Origin of the sequence: Sulfurospirillum sp., assembly GCF_036802865.1 — a bacterium.
Taxonomy (GTDB): Bacteria; Campylobacterota; Campylobacteria; order Campylobacterales; family Sulfurospirillaceae; genus Sulfurospirillum.
Genome location: NZ_DAIRVK010000003.1, coordinates 13,561 through 39,274, shown reverse-complemented (window position 1 = coordinate 39,274; position 25,714 = coordinate 13,561). Strand labels below are relative to the sequence as shown.

General features: G+C 38.7%; 19 protein-coding genes and 1 tRNA gene. 6 read left to right on the top strand and 14 right to left on the bottom strand.

Features of this window, described 5'->3' with window-relative positions; translation table 11 throughout:
* Positions 1–118: 118 nt before the first annotated feature.
* From V7Q04_RS07965 to V7Q04_RS07950, 4 genes are all read right to left on the bottom strand, one after another.
* Positions 119–349 (bottom strand): MoaD/ThiS family protein, encoded by a 231-nt coding sequence (locus V7Q04_RS07965; RefSeq protein ID WP_333804469.1) that lies wholly within the window; start codon positions 347–349, stop codon positions 119–121.
* Complete coding sequence (locus V7Q04_RS07960; protein ID WP_333804468.1) at positions 349–2,088, bottom strand: aldehyde ferredoxin oxidoreductase family protein; 1,740 nt, start codon at positions 2,086–2,088, stop codon at positions 349–351. The genes V7Q04_RS07965 and V7Q04_RS07960 overlap by 1 nt, the downstream gene beginning before the upstream one ends.
* A 152-nt stretch (positions 2,089–2,240) precedes the next feature.
* Entirely contained in the window at positions 2,241–4,775 is a 2,535-nt protein-coding gene (locus tag V7Q04_RS07955; RefSeq protein ID WP_333804467.1) for a glycosyltransferase family 2 protein, read from the bottom strand.
* Between the two features lie 112 nt (positions 4,776–4,887).
* Positions 4,888–7,179 carry a bifunctional diguanylate cyclase/phosphodiesterase gene (locus V7Q04_RS07950; protein ID WP_333804466.1) on the bottom strand — a complete coding sequence of 764 codons (2,292 nt, stop codon included), beginning with the start codon at positions 7,177–7,179 and terminating at the stop codon, positions 4,888–4,890.
* Between the two features lie 162 nt (positions 7,180–7,341).
* On the opposite strand from V7Q04_RS07950, the gene V7Q04_RS07945 reads away from it, so the two are divergent.
* The 3 genes from V7Q04_RS07945 to V7Q04_RS07935 are packed head-to-tail and all read left to right on the top strand — an operon-like array spanning position 7,342 to position 10,179.
* Complete coding sequence (locus tag V7Q04_RS07945; RefSeq protein ID WP_333804465.1) at positions 7,342–8,937, top strand: ABC-F family ATP-binding cassette domain-containing protein; 1,596 nt, start codon at positions 7,342–7,344, stop codon at positions 8,935–8,937.
* On the top strand, positions 8,906–9,265 hold the full coding sequence (locus V7Q04_RS07940) for a translation initiation factor (RefSeq protein WP_333804464.1): 360 nt from the start codon (positions 8,906–8,908) through the stop codon (positions 9,263–9,265). Before V7Q04_RS07945 ends, V7Q04_RS07940 begins: the two co-directional genes overlap by 32 nt.
* Positions 9,266–9,267: 2 nt before the next feature.
* Entirely contained in the window at positions 9,268–10,179 is a 912-nt protein-coding gene (locus V7Q04_RS07935) for an AEC family transporter (protein WP_333804463.1), read from the top strand.
* On the opposite strand, the gene V7Q04_RS07930 is transcribed toward V7Q04_RS07935, so the two are convergent.
* From V7Q04_RS07930 to V7Q04_RS07885, 10 genes are all read right to left on the bottom strand, one after another.
* Positions 10,174–10,869 (bottom strand): potassium channel family protein, encoded by a 696-nt coding sequence (locus tag V7Q04_RS07930; protein WP_333804462.1) that lies wholly within the window; start codon positions 10,867–10,869, stop codon positions 10,174–10,176. The genes V7Q04_RS07935 and V7Q04_RS07930 overlap by 6 nt on opposite strands.
* Positions 10,866–12,425: an NAD-binding protein gene (locus V7Q04_RS07925; protein WP_333804461.1), complete on the bottom strand. Its 1,560-nt coding sequence runs from the start codon at positions 12,423–12,425 to the stop codon at positions 10,866–10,868. Before V7Q04_RS07925 ends, V7Q04_RS07930 begins: the two co-directional genes overlap by 4 nt.
* Positions 12,426–12,468: 43 nt before the next feature.
* Complete coding sequence (locus tag V7Q04_RS07920) at positions 12,469–12,675, bottom strand: Rdx family protein (RefSeq protein ID WP_333804460.1); 207 nt, start codon at positions 12,673–12,675, stop codon at positions 12,469–12,471.
* Between the two features lie 51 nt (positions 12,676–12,726).
* A complete protein-coding gene (locus V7Q04_RS07915) occupies positions 12,727–13,968 on the bottom strand; it encodes an EAL and HDOD domain-containing protein (RefSeq protein ID WP_333804459.1) in 1,242 nt (413 codons plus the stop codon).
* Positions 13,969–14,048: 80 nt separating this feature from the next.
* Positions 14,049–15,365 carry a M99 family carboxypeptidase catalytic domain-containing protein gene (locus tag V7Q04_RS07910; protein ID WP_333804458.1) on the bottom strand — a complete coding sequence of 439 codons (1,317 nt, stop codon included), beginning with the start codon at positions 15,363–15,365 and terminating at the stop codon, positions 14,049–14,051.
* A 78-nt stretch (positions 15,366–15,443) separates the two neighbouring features.
* The gene (locus tag V7Q04_RS07905; protein ID WP_333804457.1) at positions 15,444–15,818 is read right to left on the bottom strand and encodes an HIT family protein; all 375 of its coding nucleotides are present in this window, start codon (positions 15,816–15,818) and stop codon (positions 15,444–15,446) included.
* A complete protein-coding gene (locus V7Q04_RS07900; RefSeq protein ID WP_333804456.1) occupies positions 15,818–16,690 on the bottom strand; it encodes a radical SAM/SPASM domain-containing protein in 873 nt (290 codons plus the stop codon). Before V7Q04_RS07900 ends, V7Q04_RS07905 begins: the two co-directional genes overlap by 1 nt.
* Positions 16,691–16,698: 8 nt before the next feature.
* On the bottom strand, positions 16,699–18,528 hold the full coding sequence (locus V7Q04_RS07895; protein ID WP_333804455.1) for a GGDEF domain-containing protein: 1,830 nt from the start codon (positions 18,526–18,528) through the stop codon (positions 16,699–16,701).
* A gap of 19 nt (positions 18,529–18,547) precedes the next feature.
* On the bottom strand, positions 18,548–20,359 hold the full coding sequence (gene glmS, locus V7Q04_RS07890) for a glutamine--fructose-6-phosphate transaminase (isomerizing) (protein WP_333804454.1): 1,812 nt from the start codon (positions 20,357–20,359) through the stop codon (positions 18,548–18,550).
* Positions 20,360–20,372: 13 nt separating this feature from the next.
* The gene (locus V7Q04_RS07885; protein WP_333804453.1) at positions 20,373–22,898 is read right to left on the bottom strand and encodes an HD domain-containing protein; all 2,526 of its coding nucleotides are present in this window, start codon (positions 22,896–22,898) and stop codon (positions 20,373–20,375) included.
* 166 nt (positions 22,899–23,064) lie between these two features.
* On the opposite strand from V7Q04_RS07885, the gene V7Q04_RS07880 reads away from it, so the two are divergent.
* From V7Q04_RS07880 to mqnE, 3 genes are all read left to right on the top strand, one after another.
* Positions 23,065–23,140 (top strand) — tRNA-Lys (locus tag V7Q04_RS07880).
* Positions 23,141–23,245: 105 nt separating this feature from the next.
* Positions 23,246–24,457 carry a tryptophan synthase subunit beta gene (gene trpB, locus V7Q04_RS07875; protein WP_333804452.1) on the top strand — a complete coding sequence of 404 codons (1,212 nt, stop codon included), beginning with the start codon at positions 23,246–23,248 and terminating at the stop codon, positions 24,455–24,457.
* A 129-nt stretch (positions 24,458–24,586) separates the two neighbouring features.
* Positions 24,587–25,651: an aminofutalosine synthase MqnE gene (gene mqnE / locus V7Q04_RS07870; RefSeq protein WP_333804451.1), complete on the top strand. Its 1,065-nt coding sequence runs from the start codon at positions 24,587–24,589 to the stop codon at positions 25,649–25,651.
* Positions 25,652–25,714: the final 63 nt, after the last annotated feature.

Below are 25,714 nucleotides of genomic sequence, written 5' to 3'. Positions count from 1 at the left end.
ATTGAGACAGCGGAATAGACGATTAAAAGGGGTTTTTGCATTGAAAGTAGAAGTAATCTCTTTGAAGAGATCACTTTTTAGACGATAATTATTTCAAGACTAAATGTCTACGTAAGCATTAACCTCCGCCAACTTTAGGAAAGAGGGCGATAATATCACCCTCTTTTAAGATATACGTTTCTTTTTCATGCCGTGAATTAACCATTAAAACACCTAAGGGTAAAGCTTGCGCTACCCCTAATTCATCGATGATCTCTTGCGCACTTATACCATCTTGGTACTCTCGTTGTTCTACTTTAAAACGACCTTCACGGTATTGGGCAAAGAGTTTAACGGTTATCTTGATCATTAAAAATTCCAGAACTCATCAATTTCTTCACCTGTAAAATCCCAAGTGACATTGTGAGGAGGAAGCATTTCGTACTTCATAAACTCGGGAAGACGATCATCTGCTTTACCAAGTCCTGCTTTGATGTTAAATTCATGTTCTGTTCTTAGAATAGTTTTTCCAAGGTTCAACACGTCATCGATTGTAAGTGCACAACCAAAACGTGCATTGATCATATCAATCAGGGAAGGTAAACATTTTGCATCATCCAGCGCTGCGAACGCAACAAAGATACACATACCGGTACTATCAACTGCTGCAGTAGCAATTTGTAAGTTACGTGCGAGTTCGACTTGTCCTTCTTTTTTGAGTGGATCGACATGTCCACCGCTGTTAAGAATGTTGGTAGCAACCGCGTAGCCTGCTGTATGATCTGCACCCATAGGTGTTGTCGCATACGTAATACCTTGTCCTTTAACTGCTCTTGGTTCATACGCAGGTATACCTTGCCCTTTCACGGTAGGAACACGCACTAAGCCGAATGTTTTACCTAAGATATGTGTTCCAGATCCAAGAATTCTTCCCATCGGCGTTCCATTCGGTATATCATGGGAAAGCAATTCATACGCTTTTTTACCATCGCCGTATGCAAGAATGCCTGCATCGACTGCAAGACCAAGCACAACAGATGTTTCGATAGAATCAACACCCAAGTCGTCCATGAGACCATCCATCTTAGCGATCAAATCTAAGTCCTGAATACCTAAGTGTGCTCCAAGTGCCCAAATGGTTTCGTATTCAAAGCCTGAGGTAAGGTACTTGCCTTCTTTGTCATTATAGACTTGTGAACATTGGATAACACAGCCCGCATGACAACCATGTGTGGTTTTCCCACCTCTGGCTTTAATGTTTTCTGCCATCGTTTCACCGCAGATATTTTCAGCATGTTCCCAAGAACCTTCTCTAAAGTTACGGGTTGGAAGACCACCTGCTTCATTGAGAATATTAACCAAAACATTTGTTCCAAATGCTGGTAAACCTTGACCACTAATAGGGTTTTCTTGAAGCGCTTTGGTAAAGATTTTACTTGCTTCTTTAAACTTTTCAGGATCAGCGATGGTCACTTCTTTGTAACTCTCTGCATCAACCGTGATACATTTGATTTTTTTAGAGCCCATAACAGCACCAAGCCCTCCACGTCCGTGACTTCTGAGTTTTCCGCTAGGGTCTTTTACCGAAATATTGGCAATATTCATACGCATCTCTCCAATACGCCCAATACTCATAACAGCGACTTTTTTGTCATATTTTTCCATCATGGCATCTAAAACAGCGTAATTGTCTTTGCCAACAAGTTCGGGGACGGGAATAAATTCAACCGTATTTTTGGTGATATGTAATTGATAAAATGTTGAATTTACATCGGCAGGAATTCCTTCGATGATAAGCGCTTTGATCCCTAGTTTTGAAAATATACCTGCACTGGTACCACCAACGTTGGACTCTTTGATGCCACCTGTTAAAGGACTTTTCGCGCCACAGGAATTACGGCCACTGTTAGAAGCACTTGTACCTGAGAGAAGACCTGGTGCAAAGACGAGTTTATTGTTTGGTCCAAGAGGATGACATTCTGGATCGACCTCTTCAGCTACGATGGTTGAAGTAAGCCCACGACCGCCTAGTCCCATCCAATGACTAGGAACTTCTTCTATTTTAAAACTAAGATTTGACATGTTGATACGGTAAATTAGATCTGACATGATGACTCCTTATAGTATGGTTATGAAACCATGATATAAGAAGTGTATAGCATGAAAATAGCAAAGTCAACGAATAATATTAAAACAAAAACATGCTTTTTTGGCATATCTTTTTTTACACATTTGCTTAAATAAGCAGTGGCATTACGCCACTACTTATTTGGTTTAAGAGATTGAAGTTCGATGATACGAAGGATAATCGCAGAGTAATAAGGAATACTTTGGATTAAAAGTGTGAAGGCAAAAACGTAAATTTCTGTAATACGTGTATAGTTTGTAAAGTAGAGTGCAAAGAAAGAGATGGTAAGCAAGGTTGCTAAAATCATCTCGTGACGAATAGGACTCTTGTTCACTTTTTTGGTATTGCCACCTTTTTCAGTACGTTTAAAAGGAAGACCATCTTTGACAAAACCATCGTATACGGCTTTAAAGATAACCAGTTGAAGACTCATTGAAGCAATAGCGCTTAGGATAGTTTCTTTAATACCCATTTTAACACGCGTATGGTACAAAATAAATGCGTGTAAAATATTGACCAAGAATGCCACTAAAATAGGGAGCGTTAATGGTAACGTTGGAATGGTAACGCCCACAAAGATGATAAATGGTACCCAGAAAATATTTAAGAAGGCAGTCAATGCACCAAAGGCATCAGAAAGCCAGAAGAACCAACCTGCGACAAAGTGGTATTTTTGGTACGGTGTTAATGTCTTGGATGATGGCATAAAATGACGCCAGTGCTTTTTCAAAATCTGAATCGCACCATACGCCCACCTATGGCGTTGTGTACGAAACGCTTCGACAGTGTCTGGTAATAGTCCCCAACCATAACGTCTGTTGGTATAGTGTGCTGTATAACCAGCTTCAAAAAGACGAAGTCCAAGTTCAGAATCTTCTACGATGGTATAGGTTGTCCAGTCTCCTACTTCATGCATCGCTGACAGCCTAGCCATCAACATGGTTCCATGCGCAACGATGGCATTTTCTTCGTTTCGCTCAACCATACCAATGTCAAAGAAGCCCGCATATTCGGCATTCATCGCTTGTTTGATGAGTGAGTCTTTACCATCGCGGTGGTCTTGAGGTGCTTGAACCAACGCAACTTTAGGGTCATCAAACAGAGGGACGAGATCGACAAGCCAGTTTTCACCGACCACATAATCGGCATCTATGACGGCTAGGATTTCTGCTTTCTCATTGGTGTATTTCAGCGCTTCATTTAAAGCTCCCGCTTTAAAACCTTTACACACAATGTTTAAAAAGACAAATTTTTCGCCTAATTTTTGACAATGCTCTTCAATTGGTTTCCAATAAAACTCTTCACTTGTGTTGTTGATGACAACCAATACTTCGTAATTGGTGTATTTTAATTTTGCTAATGAGTCGAGTGTTTCAATGAGAACATGCGGTTGTTCTTTGTATGCAGGCACATGAATAGAGACAAATGGTACATGATCAGACTTGAGATTAAGTGGCGCTAAGCGCTCAGGAGCAATACCTAGAGTACATTTAAAGAGTTCGTTAATCTTAGCAAGTGTGATGATGACTAAAGGAATCATCAAGATAATACCCATAATCCACATAACCCACATACCAAAGTTCATGTAGTAAATAAATGGATATGTAGCTGCCATAGCAATACCAAAGCCCATTGCTTGGGCTGCTGCTGCAAACGTTAACGCATGGGCAAAGTTCACACGTTGGTTTCTCAGACCAAAGAAGGTAAGCAGAACGCCAAAAAAGACAGATGCTGCCATTTGGTAGCGCCAAAGTGGGTTAATAATCGTTTGTTTGATAAAGTGAAATTTTGGTTGTTTGTTGATGTCAAAAAGTCCCCAGTATGGTCCAACGCTTCCCTCGTGAACACCTTTCCACGGTTGATCAAAGGCTTCAACAATGTTATACGTCCATTTTTGATCTTTTGCCATCTCCAAAAAGCCTGTAATAGCGGCAATTTGATTGGTCAGTGTTGCCTCAGCTTTTTCGTTGTTATAACCGCTACTTGGCCAGCCAAACTCGCCGATGGTAATCGGTTTTTTAGGATACATTGCAGCAATAGCATCATACTTCTCTTTAGCAAATGCAAGGGTTCGCTCAATAGGCACTTTCTCCCAATAAGGCAAGATATGCACACAAATAAAATCAACATGGCGTGCTAGTTCTGTATTGGTTAGCCAAACGTGTTGAACTTCTGCTGTTGTTACGGGGATACGTGTACGTTTTGAAACACGATCAATATACTCAAACAACTCATCAGGCGTCATATCAGCACGTAGAAGGACCTCGTTTCCTACGATAATTGAAGAAATTCGAGGAGAGTAGAGTTTTAGAAGTTCAAAGAGTGTTTCGATTTCGAGTTCATTCGCATTCTTATCCGTTGAGAGCCAAAGACCTACATCGACTTTGAGCTTTGTATCTTTGACATTTTCCAAAACATGTTTTGCATCAGAAATAGCATAAGTTCTGACTTTTCGTGCAATAAGTTCAACGGTTTTCATGTCTTCAGCAATCTCTTGATCGCTTTTTTGAGCTTTTTCAAAGCCTTTAAATGGCGTATAAGAGAGAGACTCTAGTTTTTCACCAATTTGTGGTGATAAGACGATTTGATCACCTGATCTTGTCCATATAAATATTTGTACAAGGGAGGTAATAACGAGGGAAAGTAGAATATATTTGAAGTATTTCAACCGTATGCTCCGAAAAAAATTGATAAACTTCTTTAAAGCTGCTTTTGCAATCCAAATACTCAGCTAAAAAGTTTAACGATTTTACAACAACTTTGTTTAAAAAAATGAAGCACTACATTTTACATGTAAATGTTTGTTTCTTTAGAAAAGCAAAAAGTTCTTCTTTTGCGAGTGGTTTGGCGAAGTAATAGCCCTGAAAACGATCGCATCCAAAGGTTGTTAATATCTCTTTTTGCTCTTTGGTTTCAACACCTTCTGCCAAAATATGCATACCAAAATTTTTACCAATCGCAATAATATTTTGTACCATTTTCGCAGAAGCTTCATCTTCAAAAATTTCGTCAACAAAACTTTTATCAATTTTGAGCTCATCAATAGGAAGTTTACGGAGCATACTTAACGAAGAATAGCCTGTTCCAAAATCATCCATTGAAATTTGGATGCCCATCTCTCTAATCTGTTGCAAGAGCGGTAAAATGTAGTGTATATCTTCAATAAAAAGGTTTTCTGTGACTTCAAGTGTTATCGCAAGACGGTGCATTTGTGTTTTTTCAAGATTTTCAAGCAGATGCTCCAAAAAACCAGGGTCCATAAATTGACGAACAGAGATATTAATAGAAATTTGAAAAGCGTGATTGAGCTTTGTATGAAGTTCTTTCATCTCTTTACATGTGGTTTCAATGATGAAACGCCCAATTTTAGGCATCAGCCCAGAAGCTTCCGCTAAAGGAATGAAGTGGTTGGGCGGAACATAGCCTAAGGTAGAGCTGTTCCATCTTACCAATGCTTCAACACCATACATACAGCCATGATTGTCAATTTGGGGCTGATACGCCATTGAGAGTTCATGTTGATTGATGGCTTTGCGAAGCTCTTGTTCTATTTTGACATTTTTTAGAAATCCTTCTTGCATCGTATTGACAAAGATAGATGCGCTATTTTTTATTTTTTTGGACTCATAAAGAGCAATATCGGAAGCGCGAAGCAACATATCTAGGCTTTCTCCATGTTCAGGATAAAGCGCAATGCCAATACTAGCACCAATATTAAAGTGCAACTCTTGAACATTATAAGGACGAGAGAGTGCATCGATCAGTCGTGAGGCAAAGGAGAGGAGTTCTTTACGTTCACAAAAGCGTGTAATGATAACAAACTCATCACCTCCATAGCGAATAATAAGTGAATCAGGTGGTGACATGACGTGCAATCTTTGGGTAATTTCTTTTAAAACATAATCACCAAATTGATGACCAAAACTATCGTTAATATTTTTAAAATGGTCCATATCAATATAAAAAAGGCTAAAAGAAGGGGCATTTTTATAAGCCCAGTTGAAAATATTTTGATGCAAATAACTACGATTTGGCAGTCCTGTCAGCTGATCGTGGGTTGCTTGGACGATGAGATCATTGCGACGTTTTTCTTCTGCTGTGGCAATTAAACGGAAAAGAAAGAAAAAAAGTCCTCCTGATCCAATAAAAGCAGCAAAATAGATCATCAGGGTTTGTAGAAAATCTTGAATGACAGTATCAAGATACGTATGGACAATAATCCAAAGTTTATACGTTTTATTGTACTTAAGAGACGCTAGGTAACGTACGCCATCGTTGTGTTGATAGACAAAAGAGACCAAAGGTTCATCGCGTTTCAACTCTTGTGGTGTCAGTGCGTACCTGTCAAAAATAATCGTGTAAACGCGTTCAAAGATCTCTTTGGGAAAGGGCTTTTGATAGGTTGTTTCATAATGATCTTTACCTTGCGAATTGTATTGTTGGTATAAGTCGGTATCGCGAATGACAGAGACAACCAGATTGTGACGGTGATGGATCGTATTCATCAGGATATCGAAAGTGCTGGTGAGTTTTAACAATGTTGTTATGACAAAAAGAGGTTCGCCTTGTTCATTGCGTATGGTCTTACGAATAGGCATTGCCCACTTTTGAAGGGGCTGTGAAAAATAAGTACGTCCAAATACCATTCCTTGATTGGAAAGGGCTTCCATAAAAGAGTCATGGCTTTCGGGCTGTTTCATAAGGCTTGGTATTTTTGTTGGATCTTTATGGGAACTTCCATAGATAAAATCACCTTTGGGAGTTGTCACCCCAAAGGCTATGACATCAGGATTTTGCATTAAGGTATGGGAATGTTTTTCAATGTTTTGTGGATTGTTCAGATAGTGATTATCCTCAAGAATGCCAACGCCTAATATGTCCATTAATCTCTCTTGTGTATCAAATAAAGAGTGGGTAGCATTCGCCATCAATTCAACAATGTTCTCTTGAGATGTTTGGTATTTGAGATAGGTACTTTGCCACTTGAGATACGAAGCAGTAAGAAACAAAACGGTAGCACATAAAGATAAAACATAGAAAATAAGCCAAATGTTTTTCTTTAAGATTGTCACTCCATATCCTTTGAGAAATGTTCTGTGCGCTTCAATTGTAACATTTTTTGAACAAAAAATAGCAAGTTTCCTTTACAAGGTGAGATGCCATAGCGTTGAGGGTAAATTTTGAAACAAGATACATAATGGTATAATTCGCGAAAAACATGGAAAGAGAACATAATGGTCGAAGTCAACAATCTAACGATGCGTTTTGCGCATCAACTTTTATTTGAAAATATCAATCTTAAACTTGATAAAGGTAAGCGTTACGGACTTATCGGTGCCAATGGTGCGGGTAAGACAACATTCTTGAAAATTTTGTCAAAACAAATTGAGGCAACCAGCGGCAATATTTCGATTGAAAATGGTTTGCGTGTCGGTGTTTTAAATCAAAATCAATACGCTTTTGAAGATTTTACGCTTAAAGATGCTGTAATGTACGGCAATAAAAGACTTTATGATGCCATTAAAGAGAAAGAAGAGTTGTATGTTACGGGCGATTTTTCGGATGAGAAAGTCAATGACCGTTTAGCAGAGCTTGAAATTATTTGTGCGGAAGAAGACCCGACGTATGAAGTTGAAGTTAATATTGAGAAAATTTTGGCTTCTCTTGGGTTTGCTGTCTCTGAACAAGAGACCTTAATGAGTGAATTAACCGGTGGCGATAAATTTAAGATTCTATTAGCCCAAGTTCTTTATCCTAAACCAGACGTTCTCTTCCTCGATGAGCCTACCAACAACCTAGATCTTGAAGCGATCTCTTGGCTTGAAGAGCAGCTTATTCGCCATGAGGGAACCATGGTCGTCATCTCGCACGATAGACACTTTCTTAACTCTGTTGTAACAAACATTTTGGACGTTGATTTTAAGAAAATTCGTGAATTTACAGGTAACTACGATGAGTGGTACATGGCTGCGAACTTAATTGCGAAACAACAAGAAGTGGACAGAGATAAAAAGCTTAAAGAGAAAGAAGAACTTGAAGCCTTTGTGCGTCGCTTTTCTGCGAATGCGTCCAAAGCAAAACAAGCAACTTCTCGTCAAAAAAAGCTAGAGAAACTTGATATTGCTGATATTCAAACCTCTTCACGTCGTGATCCAAGTATTGTCTTTCGCATGGGACGCGATATCGGTAATGAAGTTTTAGAAGTTGAAGGTATTGAAAAAAGTTATGGTGATCAGAAAGTGCTTCATAACATCAGCTTTAAAATTGAAAAAGGTGAAAAAATCGCTCTTATTGGACACAATGGTGTAGGTAAAACAACGCTGTGTAACATACTCATGGAACAGCTTGCTTCCGATACAGGTGTCATTAGATGGGGTGCTACGATCATTCCAAGTTATTTTCCTCAAAATGCAACCGACATGATTACGGGTGATTCTCAACTCTTTGAGTGGTTACAGCAATACGATGAGAAAAAAGATTTGGACGAAATTAGAAAGTGTTTAGGTCGTATGCTTTTCTCAGGTGAAGAGCAAAAGAAAAGTGTTTCTCAACTCAGTGGTGGTGAAAAACATCGTATGATGCTTTCTAAGATGATGCTCCAACGCGGTAACTTTTTGGTGCTTGATGAGCCAGATAACCACCTTGACCTTGAAGCGATTATTGCACTTGGAGAAGGGCTCTTTAAATTCCCTGGTAATGTCATCTGTGTAACACACGATAGAGAGCTTATTGACGCGTTTGCAACCCGTATTATTGAGTTGCACCCTGATGGTACTGTGATTGATTTTAAAGGGGATTATGAAGCCTTTAGAGAGACGTATGGCCGTTAATAAAGCCCCATTTATACTTGGGTCTGCTCTTGATGGTGGCAAGGGATGGCAGTTAGAGGAAGAACTATCTTCCTCCAAGCCTTCTGAAATAAAACTTCCCTCCAAGCATTTTTTGGTTTTAAAGATGGAAAAACGCCAAGGCAAACCGGTTTCTATCGTAGGTCCTTTTTATCTTGAAAAAGAGGCATTGACTAAACTCTGCTCTTTGGTGAAAAAGAAGCTAGGCAGTGGTGGTACTTGTAAAGATGAGTGGATGGAGTTTCAAGGCGAATGTCGTGAAAAACTCAAAACGATTTTAATGGCTGAGGAATTTCGATTTAAGGGATAAGAATGAATTATGTATTGAATGCACTTTTGCCTATTTGTTTGATTATCTTTGCAGGTTATGCATTTAAACACGCTAAGTTTCCCTCTACTGACTTCTGGCCAAAAATGGACAAGTTTACGTATTATGTTTTGATGCCGTCTCTTTTAGTCTATGAGTTAGCGGTTGCTAAAATTGATTTGACCTATACGGTCAATTTGGTACTGACATCTCTTGGTGGTATTTTTATTATTTTAGTGATTTTAATTTTACTCAACATGATTCTTCATTTTGAAAATAAGGCATTTACGTCCATCGTTCAAGGGGGTATTCGTTTTAATACCTATGTTCTCTTAGCCCTTGTCAATGCTGTTTATGGCGATAAAGGCTTGGTTTTAGCTGCTATTGTTATTGCGTTTGCCATTCCTTTTATTAACATTTTATGTATCGCTATTTTTGCGATTTACACGCGCGATGGTAAATTTTCCTTACGTTCATTTTTTATAACAATCATTAAAAATCCCTTGATTGGTGCATGTGCTATTGGTGGATTGATAAACTACAGTGGTATTGATATGCCTATATTTATTCTAAAAAGTGTCTCTATTCTAAGCCATGCAGCCCTTCCTATGGGGCTTTTATCTGTAGGCGTAGGCTTGGAACTTAAATACTTACGAGATGCGAAAAAAGAGTTGGTTGTCTCAACAGTTGCTAAACTTGTTTTATTTCCTCTGGTTGCTTATGGGTTGTCGCATGTATTTGGACTTGCAGGAATGAGTTTAAGCATTGCTATTATATTTGCTTCAATGCCAACAGCAACTTCATCGCATATATTGGCACGAGAACTGGGAGGGGATGTTTCATTGATGGCATCGATTACAACGCTTGAAACCTTGGCGTGTGTTGGAACACTTTTTTTAATCGTTCCGCTTTTATAGACTATAATCCATTTTAAAACGGTCAATCTCAGCACTTTTCCCAATAACAACTAAAATGTCGCCATAGTCTAGTTGATGGTTGTGTCCTTCGGTAATAAAGATAAACTCTTTTTTGAGCTCCTTATCGTGCAATCCAATCAAAAGCATATTGTAATGATCCGTAGGGTAACACTCATTTAACAGTAAGCCATTGAGTGGCGAGTGCGCAGTAATGGTGATTTGTTCCATATTAATATCTTCTTCGCCAAAAATTGTTGCATCGATCACCTGCATAATCTCTGGTTGGGTGATGAGCTTATAGATTCTTTTACCGCAAATTTGATACGGGTCTAAAATAGTACTTGCTCCTGCAATTTCGAGCTTATGAATGGCATCTTTGGTATGCGTTGTTGAGACAATTTGTACTTTGGGATCAAGTGCCCTTATGGAGAGGGTTAAAAAAACATTGTGTACATCTTCGTCAAAGAGTGTAAAGACAAATTTAATATCTTCACCAATACCAAGACCTATCAGTGTTTCATCATCGCTGTAATCCGTGATAATCAAATTAAATCCAAGTTTCTTTGCTTTAGGTAATAAACTGGCATCATTATCAATACAGGTAAAATCAAATCCTTGCGCTTGAAGTCTTGTTCCAATTTCAATGGCAGATCGGCTAAAGCCGAAAAGGAGAATTTTGCTTTCTCTCATCGAGAGCTTCCTTTGTCGTTAATTTTGCGCAGTACATTGATGTGGTGTTTTCGTCCCATGATAATGAGCATATCATAACTTTTAAGTTCAAAATTTGGCGTTGGATTGAAATGAAATGGCAACAACTCATCTTTGCGTAAAATACCAAAAAGAAGCAATCGCTTCTCTTTTAAGTCAAGCGCTGAAACGGTTTGATTGACAAAGCAAGAGTGTTCATGAATGGGGAGAATATCAAAAATGACACCGGTATTCTCCGTTAGCATTTCATCGAGTGCGGCATAAGAGATAGGTTGCGTAATGTACTGAGCGCCCATAAGTCCTATTGTCTCATCAGCACTAAACGCATAGTTTGCACCTGCTAAAAAATATTTCTTTTTGTGCGTATTTTTAATGACACGTGCAATGATGATAATTTGTTTACTGAGACTTCGCGCTGTTAATGTAATAAAAACATTCAGTTCATCGCTGTTTGTTGCACAAATAATTTGTGATGCGCGTTTGTCAACACCTAGTTCGCCTAAAATACGGCTTTTTGAGGCATCCGCAACAATGCCAATGAGTCCACGCTGTTGTGCTAGCTTGATCTTTTGTGCGTCATTATCAATGATAACCAATTTATAACCATCTTCATGTAGCATCTTGGCAACCACTTCTCCGACACGTCCATAGCCACAAATGACAATAAAATCTTCGAGTTTATCTACTTCTGCAAAGAGACGACTCTCTTTAAGTTCGATCAGTTTATTTTGAAAAGAAGAGACGATGATAGAGGTTAAGAATGAAAGGGTTGCAACGCCTAAAATGATGAGAATCATGGAAACGACCATGCCCTCAGTTGTTACAGGTACGATGTCGCCATAACCAACCGTTCCCATCGTAACGATAGCCCAATAAACAGCATCAAAAAGAGTATTGATCTTTGGATTTTGGTTTGTTTCAAAGATATAAATGGCAGAGCTTCCTGTAAAAATAACAAAACTAGCAAAAATAGCTAAGGTGAAGAGCTCGAATTTTTTCTCTGTGATGATTGCCGTAAATGTTTTCATACTTCTGGCATAACGAAAAAGCTTAAAAATCCTAAAAAGTAAGAAAATACGTAAGAAACGAAGTGGTCGGTAGCTTGGTAAAATTGCTAAAAGATCGATAATAGCGAGTGGAGATATAACATATTCTATTTTTTTCTTGACAATAGCAAGGAGTGTACGTCCCAATGAAAATGGGAGATTATTATTGATCGCATAGTCATAACGTTCTAAAAAAATTTTATGGCTATCGGAGTAGATCCAAAATCGTAAAAGGTATTCAATCACAAAAATAATCAAAGAAATTTGCACAAAAGTATCTAAGTAAGGGTGCCCATCAGGATTTTTAACTTCATACAGTAAAAATAAGACACTGATGACAACAAGAATAACCATGAAAATATCGAAGTAAAATTTAAGCCTTGAGTGCTGATGTTCTAAGAGTGTTCTGCAAAATTCTTTGGCACGATGGTAGGAGGGTGAAGCATCTAAAAAATAGGCAAATCGAACAAAAAGGGTTGTAATGTAGCCCACTGGAAACCTTTTAAAAAAGTATGAAAGCCTTTATTTATAAAGACTAATAACCTGCTTTTTGTAGCAGTGCGACGATTTCACCTGCTTCAGGAAAACGTTCAATGTCTGTACCAATTTTTTCTGTTTTAGAAAAAAGAGTTACTTCTTCAACAACAACATCAAAAAATCCACCTGTTTTTGGATTGAGTGCTACTTTTGCATTTGGATATGCAATTAAAATCTCATCTTTCACACGGAAAGCTCGTGGCATATATCCTCAACGTGTACAATAATAAATATCAACGTTCATTAAAATTCCTTTTTAAGATTTAGAATGGTGTTCGGTTTCTTCTACAAAAATAGTTGCTTTTGTACACGCATCAAAGAGCTGTTCTGTGCTAAAGCAAGGCGAATCTTCCAGTGCTTTTATGGTTGCATCTATATCAGCAGAGTGATTCATCTCTGTTGCAATATTAAGGAGGTTTCCCAAAAAGCCTTCATGGAAGAGTAATGCTGTTTTAATCTCGTCATCCAGTTGTGCATTGTTTAAAAATTCAAGCATAGGAATTCCAAGATAGACATCAATTAAGGAGAGGCTACCTGTGAGAAAGGCTTTATTTGCAAGGTCTTGTTTATTACAGGCAATGGCTAACTCCTCCATCACCTTAGCACGAAATTTCGCATTGTTGAAAATTTCTGTACCAAAAGGCCTATTTTCGGGTGTACCGTAAAGAAAAAGTCCAAGCCATGAAATAATTTTTTGAGGACCTAAAAGCGCTACCATTTGTTTGATAGAGGTGATTTTTTGCCGAAAATGATAGGCACCTGAGTTCACATGGCGCAAAAGATTATAGACAAGATCAGGGCACGTTGCAAATTTATGGGAGATATGGGTCACATCATTATTTTTATGTATGCAGTGAATGAGTTGGAGTGCATGGATGGTGTTAGGTTCAACTTTTTTACCACTTAAAATAATAGGTTTTTCAAAAAAGTAACCTTGAAAAAAGAGAAAATCAAGGTGTGAACACACTTCGTATTCTTCCATAGTTTCGATTTTTTCAGCTAAAAGAGGAATGGCATATTTTTTAAGTTTGGCAATGGATGCTTGAAGATTGGCGAGCCCAATGGCTTGAATATCGACTTTAATAATCTCAACATAAGGAAAGAGTGGTTCATAATGTTGAATCATAAGATCACTGCAGTCAAAATCGTCTAAAGTAAAACGATAGCCTAAAGAATGTAAGTGTTTTATACGCTCATACAGTGCCAATGAAACTTTGGTATGCTCTAAAATTTCGAAGCCAAAATTCTCTTTAGGTAACAATAAAATAACGTCGCTAAAAATCATTGTTTCATCGACATTGATATAGCCCATCTTCTGCCCAATGATGGATTCAAGACCAATATTATGGATGAGATTGACAATGACACGTGCAGTTGCTTTCGCATTATCTTGAAATGTTGCATTGTTGTTAACGTCGCATGAACGGTAAAGGAGCTCATAGCCAAAACATGCACCGTCTTTGTCGAAAATTGGTTGTCTACCCACATAGGTACTCACAAGGCGCTCCTTTGTTTTCATTGGGTCATTTCATCAATGACATGTAGTTAAATGAACACGATTCTTAAACATATTTTGGGCTATTTTTTACTCTTTTTTTCATCTTCAAATTTAATATTGACCATACCACAAAACTTTTTATCTTTGTAAAAGTGTACCATATAGGTGGTCTCATCTTTATCAATGGCATAGCTTTTAATGAAATCTTTTGGTTCAACCCTAATGCCGCCTTCACTCACAACACCTGGTTTTGAAAAACCGATGATGTTAATACGGTATCCATTGATTGGATCCACTTGGAAACTATTTTTAGCACTCATTAACGAGCCAATTTTAGCGGTTGTTTTCTTCCCATCGATGATGAAGCTAACATCATTAAGAGAGTGTTCAAACTCAATATAATCGGGCTTCAATGTGGAAACCACGGTGTTCCCATTCATGATTTTATAGTCATCTTTATCTTTGATGACGGCTACTAAGGGATTATTGCTGCTATAGACCAATTTATCTTTGCTCATTGGAAAGAACTTTATATGCGTTTTAAGCGTTGAAAGATCCATGGTGATTTTTGTAGGAGGAATCTCTAACATCCCATCATCTGTCAGTAATTTTTTGATATTTTCTTGCGAAAGCTCAAATGAGCGTGAATATTTGATGTTCATGACATTCATGAATTTTTCAATGGTTTTAAGTTGGTAAAAAACTTTTTGGGAAAGATCTGTAATATTTTTACTGGTTTCAATGGCAAAAGCTGGTTTGTTATTGGTAATCGAAAAATAGGTAAGACTTTGTTGCATTGCCTTATCTTGTGATTTTGTATTGGTATTTTTAACATTAAACTCATGCACATCTTCAATGAGTCCAACATTGGTTTCTTGATTGACTTTGGTGGCAATTTCACCTAAATTTCCATACTTTGCATTGGGGATTTGTTGTTGGTCGATGATCGTCGCTTGCCCCCATGCTCTTGGGTTGAAATTTTTATCGATTTGTTTGTCTCGATAAAAACCTTGACCATCGTGAAGATTGAGTGTTAAGTCAACTTTTGGATTTAAAATGAGCTTTTTAACTTCAGCTACCGTATCAAAATCTTTGTCTTTTGTCTCTATTTTTGCAAATTTTCGGTTCATGTCACCGTTGACGCCACGGGAATTTTTAACAATACTGTCAAAGTTTAGGTTTGGAACAACCCATAAATTACCACTTTCGATTTTATAATAGCGTGCCAAAAGCATCGGTGCAAAATAGCCTCCAGGCTCATCGCCATGAATTCCTCCGACAATTAAAAGAGTACTACCCTCTTTACCACTCTCTTTTTTGATAAGGGAATAGTGTAAATTAGCGCTAAACGCATACGTTGAAAGTAAAAGACCAAGACCCAAAAACACTTTTTTCATTCATTATCTTTAATTGTTATTTTTTTAAATTTTTCAAAAAAGCTTAGCAAAAGGGAGATTAAAATTCGCCCAAAAACGTCATACTATGGCTAATTTGCCTTGTAGAATGGTAACAAAATTCTCAAAATTTGGAAGATGAAGGTCTGCATCACGTTGTTTGACACCCCACATGGACTCAGGAAAGTGTGAATCTTCCTCAAATCGTGCCATGATATGGATGTGTACATGCGGAACATAGTTACCAAACATCGCAATATTGATCTTTTTTGGATTGTAATACAAACGCATTGTTTCTTCAACAACCAGCATCGCTTTTAAGATGGACGATTGGGTAAGTGCATCACAATCACTGAGCTCTTTGTAGGGGTGTTGTGTAAATATCTTAACCCAAGGGATGATAGCATTTTCTTTTTCGATATAAAAGTACTCATTTTCATAGAGTTTTTCTGACATTATTCTTCCTTAAAACGGGATTTATACGTACATTTTTGGCAGAGCGTTTCGATGGCTTTGTGGTGTTTAAATCCTTCGATTATGCCGAGTGTTCTTGGCGCATCCAAAATGCTTTTCAGAGAACTTACCTGTAAATTTCCAAGCTCTATGACACCATCTTTATCCAAACAACAAGGAACAACAAATCCATTGGAAAGAATTCCAAAATGAGAAGAAAGCCCCAAACATTTTCCTTCACTGTGATGTGAAGAGGTTAGGGAAGGCCATTCAAAGTAACTGTCAAAATGCAGGAGTACTTTTTCTGCTAGCCTGATGGAACGAGGTTTTTCTTCATAAATTGTTTTGACATCTAAGGGGGTGTTAAATGCTTTTTTTAGGTAATCAAAAAGTTGTTCATTGAAGATTTTTTCACTCTGAGCTTCATCCATATTCCATAACCTGAGGTTAATAAACAACTCTCTATTTTGCGTAAGTTTTAGGTTACAGAGCTTAATGATAGGCTCCATATAGGCTTCAAAAGAGATTGGCATACTGTTTTTATTGTAGCTGTTAAGCGAAATATTAACCTGTTTGATGGCAGGGTGCAACAGTGTTTGAAGGTTGTGTTTTGCTAAGTAATAGCCACTGGTAGTGAGCATAACTTTAAAGTGTTTTTTGGCTGTGATATCTAAATAGGCTTGAAGGTTTGAAAGCGTTAAAGGATCTCCCCCCATATGGTACGCAACTTCTTTAGTATAGGGACGTAGCTCGTCTAAGACATGTTCAAAAAAAGGAAGTGACATGCTTTTGTTTGCAAGCATCTTGGGTGGACAAAAACTGCATTCGAGCCCACAAATGTTTGTAAGCTCGACATACACGCGGTAAAATTTCATCATTGCCTTTAAAAGTCGTTCTTGAGTTCTTGGGACTCAACCATCGATCCATCAAAGCGTTTAACACAATTACGACCATTGTCTTTTGCATTATAAAGTGCAATATCTGCAAATTTAATACACTTCCAGAGCGAATCAGAATCTATAGGGAAAATAGATGCACCAACGCTGAGTGTTTTGTAAAAAGTCGCGCCATTGTTTGATTGTATTGCTGCTTTTTCAAAGGCTAGGCGTATTTTTTCAGCAATATGCGTCACCATCTCTTCTTCGCATTCGTATAAAAGCACTAAAAATTCTTCTCCACCAAAACGAAAAGCGGTATCGGCTTCTCGGATATTGTCTTTCAGAATGCGTGCAAGGACTTTGATCGCTTTATCACCTACATCATGCCCGTAAGTGTCATTGACCATTTTGAAAAAATCAATATCAATCATTAAAATACCATACTTTATACCATTACGTTTCGCTTGTGAAAGTGCTTTTTCAATGTACTCATCCAAGTATTTGCGGTTGTAAAGCCCTGTGAGTGCATCGGTAGTCGATGAAACTTTGAGAATTTCCGTCAAATTTTTACTCACTAACTCTGGACGTGCTGCATCGATGTAATTTTGAATTTTAGGGAGTTGCTCTTTGGTGTGTTCAAGCTCTTCAGGCGTTTGTGTCCAAATGCTCAGTAATAGCTCAAAATCACTGCTGATTAGATATGGAATACAGAGATGATGCGCACACGAATCACATGATTCACAGATATTTTTAAACTGATCCGAATAGACTGCTTGCTTGGTGCGAAGGGCTCTGCACGTTGGGTCGACGGTGCGCTTGTGTGTTGCTGCATCAAAGACAATGGTAGGATTGATTGCCTCTTTTCCTGATTCGATTAATACAAAGTCTTTAAGCCCTAAGTCGTGTTGTAAGATAGACCCAATACGTCTGTACACCTGCTCCTTGTCTTCATCAAATTCGATGGTGCGTTTGAATTGATAGATATCGGAGAGTTCATGCACGATGGCTTGCGCATCCAACAGAAGATCAGGTTGATGGTTGGGTGAGAGTGCTAAGAATTTTTTAACGGTGACTTCGATGTCATTGAGTGTGTTTTCAAGTTTATCAAGAAGTGAATTGATCCAAAACATAACATTATGGCACTCTTTATCATGCCCGCTGAAACGTACACGCCTACTGTAATCTCCCTCTTGAGCCTTATTCATTACGAAAGTAATGGAGTTAAAAAGCTCCATTAACGGCTGCATTGAGCGGTTAATGATGATAAAAACAAAAAGCATGATAAAGATAGAGAGAAGCAAAATGCCCAAAGAGGTTAAAATACCATTGGTTCGGACTTCTCCTATATCAAAAACAATACTGATAGCGCCTAAAACTTCGCCTTCTTTGGCATGGTGACACTGCATACAATTGGGCGAGCCGTGTTCTTTCGCAACATAAGGCGTGGTAATCCGCAGTTTTGCACTATGGGAGCTTTCTTCATTTTGTTTGTGCACAACACCTGTATTAAGGGTTACTTCATCAATCTTATCGCGAGCGATTTCATTGTTGAAGCCTTTGCCAAACTGTTTGATAACCGATTCGCTACGAACAACCCAAAGGGCTTCGACACCTTTGGCGGTGCTAATTTTTTTGAGAAAAAACTCTCTTTGGTCCATTGTACCGCTGAGCATATGAGCGCTTAGTCCATCTTGTACCAAGTCAGCAATGATTTGTGCCTTCTCTTCGGCATTTTTGATTCCAAGACCTCGAATGGAAAATGCTAAAATCACCATAAGAAGCATAAAAGAGATAAAAATTGTTCCTACAATGACCCAAGAGAGTTTTTTTTGCATCGCATGTCCTTACATGTAATTATTCTACGGTGACACTTTTTGCTAGATTTCGTGGCATATCGACATCATTTCCAAGGCGTATTGAGATTTCTAAAGCCAACAGTTGTGTGATGAGCATCATCTCGAAAAACTCACTCATCATGTGCTCATGTGGGGTTGTTTTGATGAAATCATCGGCTAATTCAAATGGCTCAGGGCTGATGATGAGCAGAGTAGAATCCCTAGCACCTAGCTCTTCAACGTTACTTTTCATCTTATCATACAAAAGATTTTTTGGCATGAGTGCAATGGTGAACAGTTCACTGTCTGCTAGAGCGATTGGTCCATGTTTCATCTCTCCTGCTGGGTAGCCTTCTGCATGAAGATAACTGATTTCTTTAAGTTTTAAAGCACCTTCAAGGGCGAGTGGATAGAAAAGATCGCGACCGATGAAGAAGAATCCATGTCCATGTAAATAGCGTTTGGAGAGACGGCGGATTTTTTCATGTGTTGTTTCATTGACTTTTAGCACAAGCGGAATATGCAAAAGTGCGGTAATTTCACTTTGCAGTGTTTTGGCGTCCATACTTCCTTTTTGCTCACCTATAAACAGTGTTAAAAGCCAGAGCGTGATGACTTGGGTTGCAAAAGCTTTGGTACTCGCCACACCTTTTTCAATGCCAGCTCGTGTTAGGATGCTCATATCTGCTGTTCTCACGATGGAAGAGTTATCCACATTACAGATAGCAAGGGTTTGCATACCGCCTCGTTTTGCCATTTTTAGGGCTTCTAGTGTGTCAGCTGTTTCACCGCTTTGAGAGATGACTATGAACAGTGTTCTCGCATCTAATAAAGGCTCTTTGTAGCGAAACTCACTGGCGATGACCACATCTGTGCGAATTTTTGCCAAACGTTCAAACATATAGCATGCACTTAAAGCGGCATGGTAACTTGTACCACATGCACAAATTTTGATAGCATCAATCTGTGTTAAATCTAATGTCGAAAGTTCATCTAACACAACAGAATTGTCTTTGATGCGCCCCATCAGTGTTTCCCCGACAACGAGGGATTGCTCGTAAATCTCTTTTTCCATAAAGTAGCGGAAGCCATCTTTTTGTGCAGAGAGTTTGTCGGACGTGAGTGTTTTAAAATCAAGATGCTGTGGAAGATGGTTTTTAAGCAGTGTAATCTCTTTGTTTTTTGCCCAGCCGTACTCTCCATCTTCGAGGTAAACTACTTCTTTGACAATGCCAATCAATGGTGCATCAGAAGAGCTAAAGAAGACTTCACCCTCACTGCTTTTCCCAAGGAGAAGTGGTACAGCATTTTTGGCAAAGAAGATGACATCAGGCTCTTTTTTCGTGATAAGTAAAATGGCATAAGCCCCATGCAATGAAGCAATGGTCTTTTCAAATGCTTTAAAGCAATCGCCCAATTCTTTTACATTTTTTTCAAAAAGGTGAACGGCAACTTCGGTATCGGTTTGGCTCAAAAACTTCACGCCATCTTTTAAAAGCTCATCTTTGATCTCTTTATAATTTTCGATAATACCATTGTGGATAATGTACGAAAATTCGCCCCAATGAGGGTGTGCATTGGCTTCAGTGGGTTTACCGTGCGTTGCCCATCTGGTATGTCCGATGCCCACACCAAAGCCAGACGAGTTAAAGTTTTCCACTTTATGGTCTAGATTGGAGAGTTTTCCTGTCGCTTTAAATGAGGTAATATCGCCATCTTTGAGTACGGCAATACCTGCTGAATCATACCCTCTGTATTCAAGTTCTTTGAGTCCACTGATTAAAAAATTGCGTTTTTCTTTGGTTCCAATATAGCCAACAATTCCACACATATACGTTACCTTCTTAGTAAAAATAATCTAAAATATTCTCTCCATTGTCGCATAAACCTACTGTCTTTTCGATTAAAAGTAGGTTTCTCGTTCGATTCTTAATGGTCTGAATCTTCGCCATCGCAATGTCAATGCCATGTTCATCAAAGACGCTCATTAAGTATGCCATAAGACCATGTTGGTTCTTGGTATTGACATGCATGAGTGCATAAGACTTTGAGTGTTCGCAGTTGATGTCAAGTTCCCCTTTTAGGATGGTCGGTTTTTTAAGGGTTACTTTCTTGCTCATATCAAATGAGTTATCAATAAGTTCACGAATAATTTCAATATCATTTTCGGTTACTTTTTCATTAAAGTCAATTTGAAAATATTTTTTACCATCAAAAAGTTTGTAAATATCCATCTGAACGAGATCAAGATAAGAGAGTTTACCCAAAAGATAGCCGATGTTAAAGTTTTTGCCACGAATCACAGTGATGCTTAGATGCGAATCGTTACAGATTTTGTAACTGTAGTGATCTTCCCTTGTTTCATCCGCCTCTTTGACAATCTGAACAATCGCATTTGGTTTAAGTTTAAGGAAGAAGAAGTTGGACTGCACCGAGAGCGTTTTTTTCTGAAGAGTTTTTGAAAGCTCTAAAAACTCAGGGCTTTTTTTAAGGCTATTTTCTTTACGCAGACGTTTGGTTGTCTCATCGATAAGCTCTTCTTTATCAAACATCTCAAGGCTATAGTTGTAAAACTCGCGAAGAAGTTTGGCAATAAAACCTGTGTAGATGTTGTCATTCACCGCGTTGGTATCAGCATACGTGAGGATGTAGAGCATTTTTAAAATCTGTGCGCTTTGAAGTTTTGAAATAAATGCCAAAATCACTTTTTCATCGTAAATATCTTCACGATTGGCTGTGTTGCTCATCAGTGTATGGTATTTGATCAACACGATACCTGTTTCAATAGCTTGTTCAGAAAAGTCCAATTTTAGGGCATATGCTCTAAATATTTTTGCTCCAAGCTCGCTGTGGTCACCCTTACGTCCTTTACCGATATCATGGATAAAGGCAACCAATTTCATCAGTGCTCTTCCCTCAGGACAGAGGTCATCGAAAAGAGATTTGATGAAAGGCTCTTTAATATTTTCCAAGTGATAGAGCGTATGTAAAGAGTGAATATCGACTGGAAGTTTGTGGTAGCCATCGAACTGCGCTAGGTTCAAAATCTGACGAAATGGTTTGATAAGCTGTTGTAAGAGTGATGCTTCGTACAAGAGGCTAAAAAGTGTGTATACATTTGGCTGGAAAAGTAGGGCACGAAATTGTTTGTAAATTTTCTTTGAATTATGCGAGGTATAGTGACAATTTTTGATATAGCTTACATAACTGATGTCAAAACTGAGTTTTGGGTCGTCAAATTGTTGGAGCTGTGCTAGCACAACACTAAGGCTTGGGCTTGACTTTTTCAGGGAGGCAAAGACACAGTCCTCAACAACATACAACCCTCGTTCAATACGCCCTTGTTTGAGTGCACTCAAACGTGTTGGCTGGCTCAAAATAGAAGAGGTGAGTTTACGCATAAAAATTTTAGAGGTCACATCAATTGTATGCATGGACGCCATAGTGCGAGAAGCCAGTTGCATCTGTGCATTTTTAAGAATTTTATTTTGAAAGCCTAGTTTTTGCGCCACATCGGGGATAAACTCAAGGTTTAGCACATCTTGTTTTTTCTTAGCACTCAGATGAAGCGCTGATCGAACACGAAATAAAAACTCCAAAGAACTTCTGAATTCTCTATACTCTTCTTCATTGATAATCTCAGGTACACGGTCACGAATACGAATACTTCCAAAGAGAATTTTACAAATCCATGAAAGCGCATTGGCATCCCTTAGTCCTCCCACACCTTCCTTGATGTTGGGTTCCATGTTCAAAGGATGTTTTGCTCGACGTTCTTCATTGGCGGTCACGATTTGAGCGATTACCTCTTTTTTTTGCCATTTTTGGATTTTAAGAAGCTCTCTCTCTGTCTCCATCCACAACAGTTTGGAACCGCATAAAAAGCGAGATTCTAGCATCGCTGTCTTGATGGTCAGGTCTTGATTGCTTGCACCTACAAGCTCATCAAGTTTATGCGTACGATGCCCCAGTTTTATGCCCGCATCCCACGCAAGATAGAGCATAGACTGGATCATGGGCTCGATGTTATACCCAGGAACGGCTTTGTAAACGACCATGAGGTCGATGTCTGAGTAAACACACAACTCTTCTCTGCCGTAGCTTCCCATACCCACAAGAACGACGGGAATGGAGTTGACAAAAGGCATGTAATTACCAAAGTATTTACGCAAGGTGTATTTGTAGATGAGGATAATAAATTGGTCAATTTTTTTAGCATGTTTAACGAGAAAATCTTTGCCTTGATTTTCGACAAATATTTCATTGAGTGAGCCTAGATAGCTCTTTATATGCTCTTTAATCAGCTTTGATATTTCAAAATCATCGGCATTTTTGTCAATAAGGTCTTCAATAATTTCTTCGATTTCCATTGTTCTTCCTAATTTCATATCGCTGTATCTTATAATACTAAAAAAGAGCTTGGATCTACCAAAATATGTAATAAAATTGTGACAAATGTTTGATAATGAAGGAATTTAAGGGTTAACATTCGTTTTAACAAGATGGGAGTAAGATTTCGATCTTACAATGATATTTGGTCCGTTAGCTCAGTTGGTAGAGCATATCACTCTTAATGATGGGGTCGTAGGTTCGAACCCTACACGGACCACCATAATTTCTTCTTTTTTTCCTTTTCAAGCCTTAACAAATCTAAGCTATAATACTTTCCGAAAAGACACACCCGTGTGACTAAAATCTTTACATGTAAAGGAAAAAAATGATACAAAAACCGTATTTGAAAGCTTTCCCTGACGCGAATGGTTATTTTGGAAAATTTGGTGGAGCGTTTTTACCACCTGAACTTGTAGAGCAGTTTAAGAAGATCGAAGAGGCGTACTTGACCATCGGCAATTCGCACAATTTTATCCGAGAATTGCGCGATATTCGCAAACATTACCAAGGTCGTCCGACACCTGTTTATTATGCAAAACGATTGAGCGAGTTTGTAGGAGGGGCAAGAATTTATCTTAAACGTGAAGACTTGAACCATACGGGTGCCCATAAACTAAATCACTGCATGGGTGAAGCACTGTTAGCCAAATATTTGGGTAAGAAAAAATTGATCGCCGAAACGGGAGCAGGGCAACATGGCGTAGCACTTGCTACGGCGGCAGCATACTTTGGCTTAGAGTGTGAGATTCACATGGGAGAGGTAGACATCGCCAAAGAGCATCCCAATGTTGTGCGTATGCGTGTCCTTGGTGCCAAAGTTGTTCCTGTTGGGTTTGGAGCTCGAACACTGAAAGAGGCCGTTGATTCTGCTTTTGAGGCGTATCTGAAAGACCCTGAAAATAGCATCTACTGCATTGGCTCTGTTGTGGGACCACACCCTTTTCCGATGATGGTGCGTGACTTTCAAAGTGTTGTAGGCATCGAAGCGCGCGAACAGTTTTTTGAGATGACAGGAAATCTTCCTGATAATTTAGTCGCTTGTGTTGGCGGTGGAAGCAATGCTATGGGACTTTTTTCGGCGTTCATTAATGACCCGTGTGAGATGTACGGGGTTGAACCGGGTGGAAAGGGTACGAAACTTGGCGAACATGCTGCAAGTCTAACGTATGGAAGTGAAGGGATACTTCATGGTTTTAATTCCATTATGCTTAAAAATGATAAAGGTGAGCCAGCGGCAGTCCATTCAGTAGCCAGTGGATTGGATTACCCATCCGTTGGTCCAGAACACGCCTATTTAAATTCTATTTCACGCACAAAAGTTGGCATCGCTAATGATGCAGAAACGATTCAAGCGTTTTACGATTTGAGCCATTATGAAGGCATCATTCCAGCCCTTGAGAGTGCCCATGCTGTGGCATTTGCAATGAAATTAGCGAAAGAAAAACCGTATGAGTCTATTTTGGTGAACTTAAGCGGACGAGGTGATAAAGATATTGATTTTGTCGTGGCAAATTATAAGCCTGAGGATTATCTCTAAATATAAAATTGGGAAGAAAAGGATTTATGTTTGTACTTTTCTTCCCTTTCATGGCACTTTTAATCTTTTAACCTCTCTTTATAAAAAAAGTTGCTAAAATCTGCTCTTATTTCTTTCTGAAAGTAATTCATGACTCTTATAGAAAAACTTGAAAACAATGAACGACTGAGCCTTGAAGATGGCATCGCCCTCTACGATCTTGATCTCTTTACGTTAGGCAAATACGCTAATCAAAGACGAAGAAATCTTCATGGCAACAAAGTCTTTTTCAATGTCAACCGACATATTAATCCGACCAATATCTGCAAAGATATCTGCAAATTTTGTGCATTTTCTGCCAATCGTAAAAACCCCAATCCTTACACGATGACCCACGAAGAGATTTTAGCCATTTTAGATAACTCGGTGAATAACAATCATATTACCGAAGTGCATGTGGTCTCTGCACACAACCCTGCAACAGGGCTTGACTGGTATTTGGAGATTTTTTCAAAAATCAAAGAGCGTTTCCCTCATTTGCATGTCAAAGCTTTAACGGCGGCGGAAATTAACTTTTTGGCAACGGAATATAATCTAAGTTTCGATGAGGTCATTGACAAAATGATCGAATACGGTGTCGATTCAATGCCGGGTGGTGGAGCTGAAATCTTTGATGAAAAAGTGCGTGAATATGTCTGTAAAGGTAAGGTAAGTTCAGAGGAATGGTTGCATATCCATGAACTGTGGCACAAACGTGGTCGTGAGTCTAATGCAACGATGCTTTTTGGTCATGTGGAAAATCGTGAACACCGCATTGATCATATGCTCAGACTTCGCGATCTCCAAGACCGAACGAACGGTTTTAATGCATTTATTCCTCTTGTTTATCAACGTGACAATAACTATTTGAAAGTAGAAGATTTTTTAAGCTCAACAGAGATTTTGAAAACCTTTGCGATCAGCCGTTTGATGCTTGATAATATCAATCACATCAAAGCCTACTGGGCAACGTCCACGATCAATCTTGCGCTTGTGGCAATGGAGTATGGTGCGGATGACCTTGATGGCACCATTGAAGCCGAAGCCATCCAATCAGCAGCGGGTGCAAAGAGTGCTAAAGGGCTTGGGTTGCAGAGTATTTTAGAACTGATCGAAACCAGTGGCTTTAATGCCGTTGAACGCGATAGTTTATACAACGAACTTAGAATATATTGATGCATCTTGATACGCTTTCAAAGCAAAGCTTTAAAAACTCTACGTTAACACTGGGTTTTCTTC

Bases quoted from the DNA above. Each gene is read 5' to 3' on its own strand.
- glmS (WP_333804454.1), bottom strand. From the start codon at position 20,359: ATGTGTGGAATTGTTGGCTATATTGGAACCAAAGAAAAACGCAATTTT.
- V7Q04_RS07905 (WP_333804457.1), bottom strand. From the start codon at position 15,818: ATGTCAGAAAAACTCTATGAAAATGAGTACTTTTATATCGAAAAAGAA.
- V7Q04_RS07960 (WP_333804468.1), bottom strand. From the start codon at position 2,088: ATGTCAGATCTAATTTACCGTATCAACATGTCAAATCTTAGTTTTAAA.
- V7Q04_RS07910 (WP_333804458.1), bottom strand. From the start codon at position 15,365: ATGAAAAAAGTGTTTTTGGGTCTTGGTCTTTTACTTTCAACGTATGCG.
- V7Q04_RS07900 (WP_333804456.1), bottom strand. From the start codon at position 16,690: ATGAAATTTTACCGCGTGTATGTCGAGCTTACAAACATTTGTGGGCTC.
- trpB (WP_333804452.1), top strand. From the start codon at position 23,246: ATGATACAAAAACCGTATTTGAAAGCTTTCCCTGACGCGAATGGTTAT.
- mqnE (WP_333804451.1), top strand. From the start codon at position 24,587: ATGACTCTTATAGAAAAACTTGAAAACAATGAACGACTGAGCCTTGAA.
- V7Q04_RS07930 (WP_333804462.1), bottom strand. From the start codon at position 10,869: ATGAGAGAAAGCAAAATTCTCCTTTTCGGCTTTAGCCGATCTGCCATT.
- V7Q04_RS07935 (WP_333804463.1), top strand. From the start codon at position 9,268: ATGAATTATGTATTGAATGCACTTTTGCCTATTTGTTTGATTATCTTT.
- V7Q04_RS07920 (WP_333804460.1), bottom strand. From the start codon at position 12,675: ATGCCACGAGCTTTCCGTGTGAAAGATGAGATTTTAATTGCATATCCA.
- V7Q04_RS07945 (WP_333804465.1), top strand. From the start codon at position 7,342: ATGGTCGAAGTCAACAATCTAACGATGCGTTTTGCGCATCAACTTTTA.
- V7Q04_RS07940 (WP_333804464.1), top strand. From the start codon at position 8,906: ATGAAGCCTTTAGAGAGACGTATGGCCGTTAATAAAGCCCCATTTATA.
- V7Q04_RS07885 (WP_333804453.1), bottom strand. From the start codon at position 22,898: ATGGAAATCGAAGAAATTATTGAAGACCTTATTGACAAAAATGCCGAT.
- V7Q04_RS07965 (WP_333804469.1), bottom strand. From the start codon at position 349: ATGATCAAGATAACCGTTAAACTCTTTGCCCAATACCGTGAAGGTCGT.
- V7Q04_RS07895 (WP_333804455.1), bottom strand. From the start codon at position 18,528: ATGCAAAAAAAACTCTCTTGGGTCATTGTAGGAACAATTTTTATCTCT.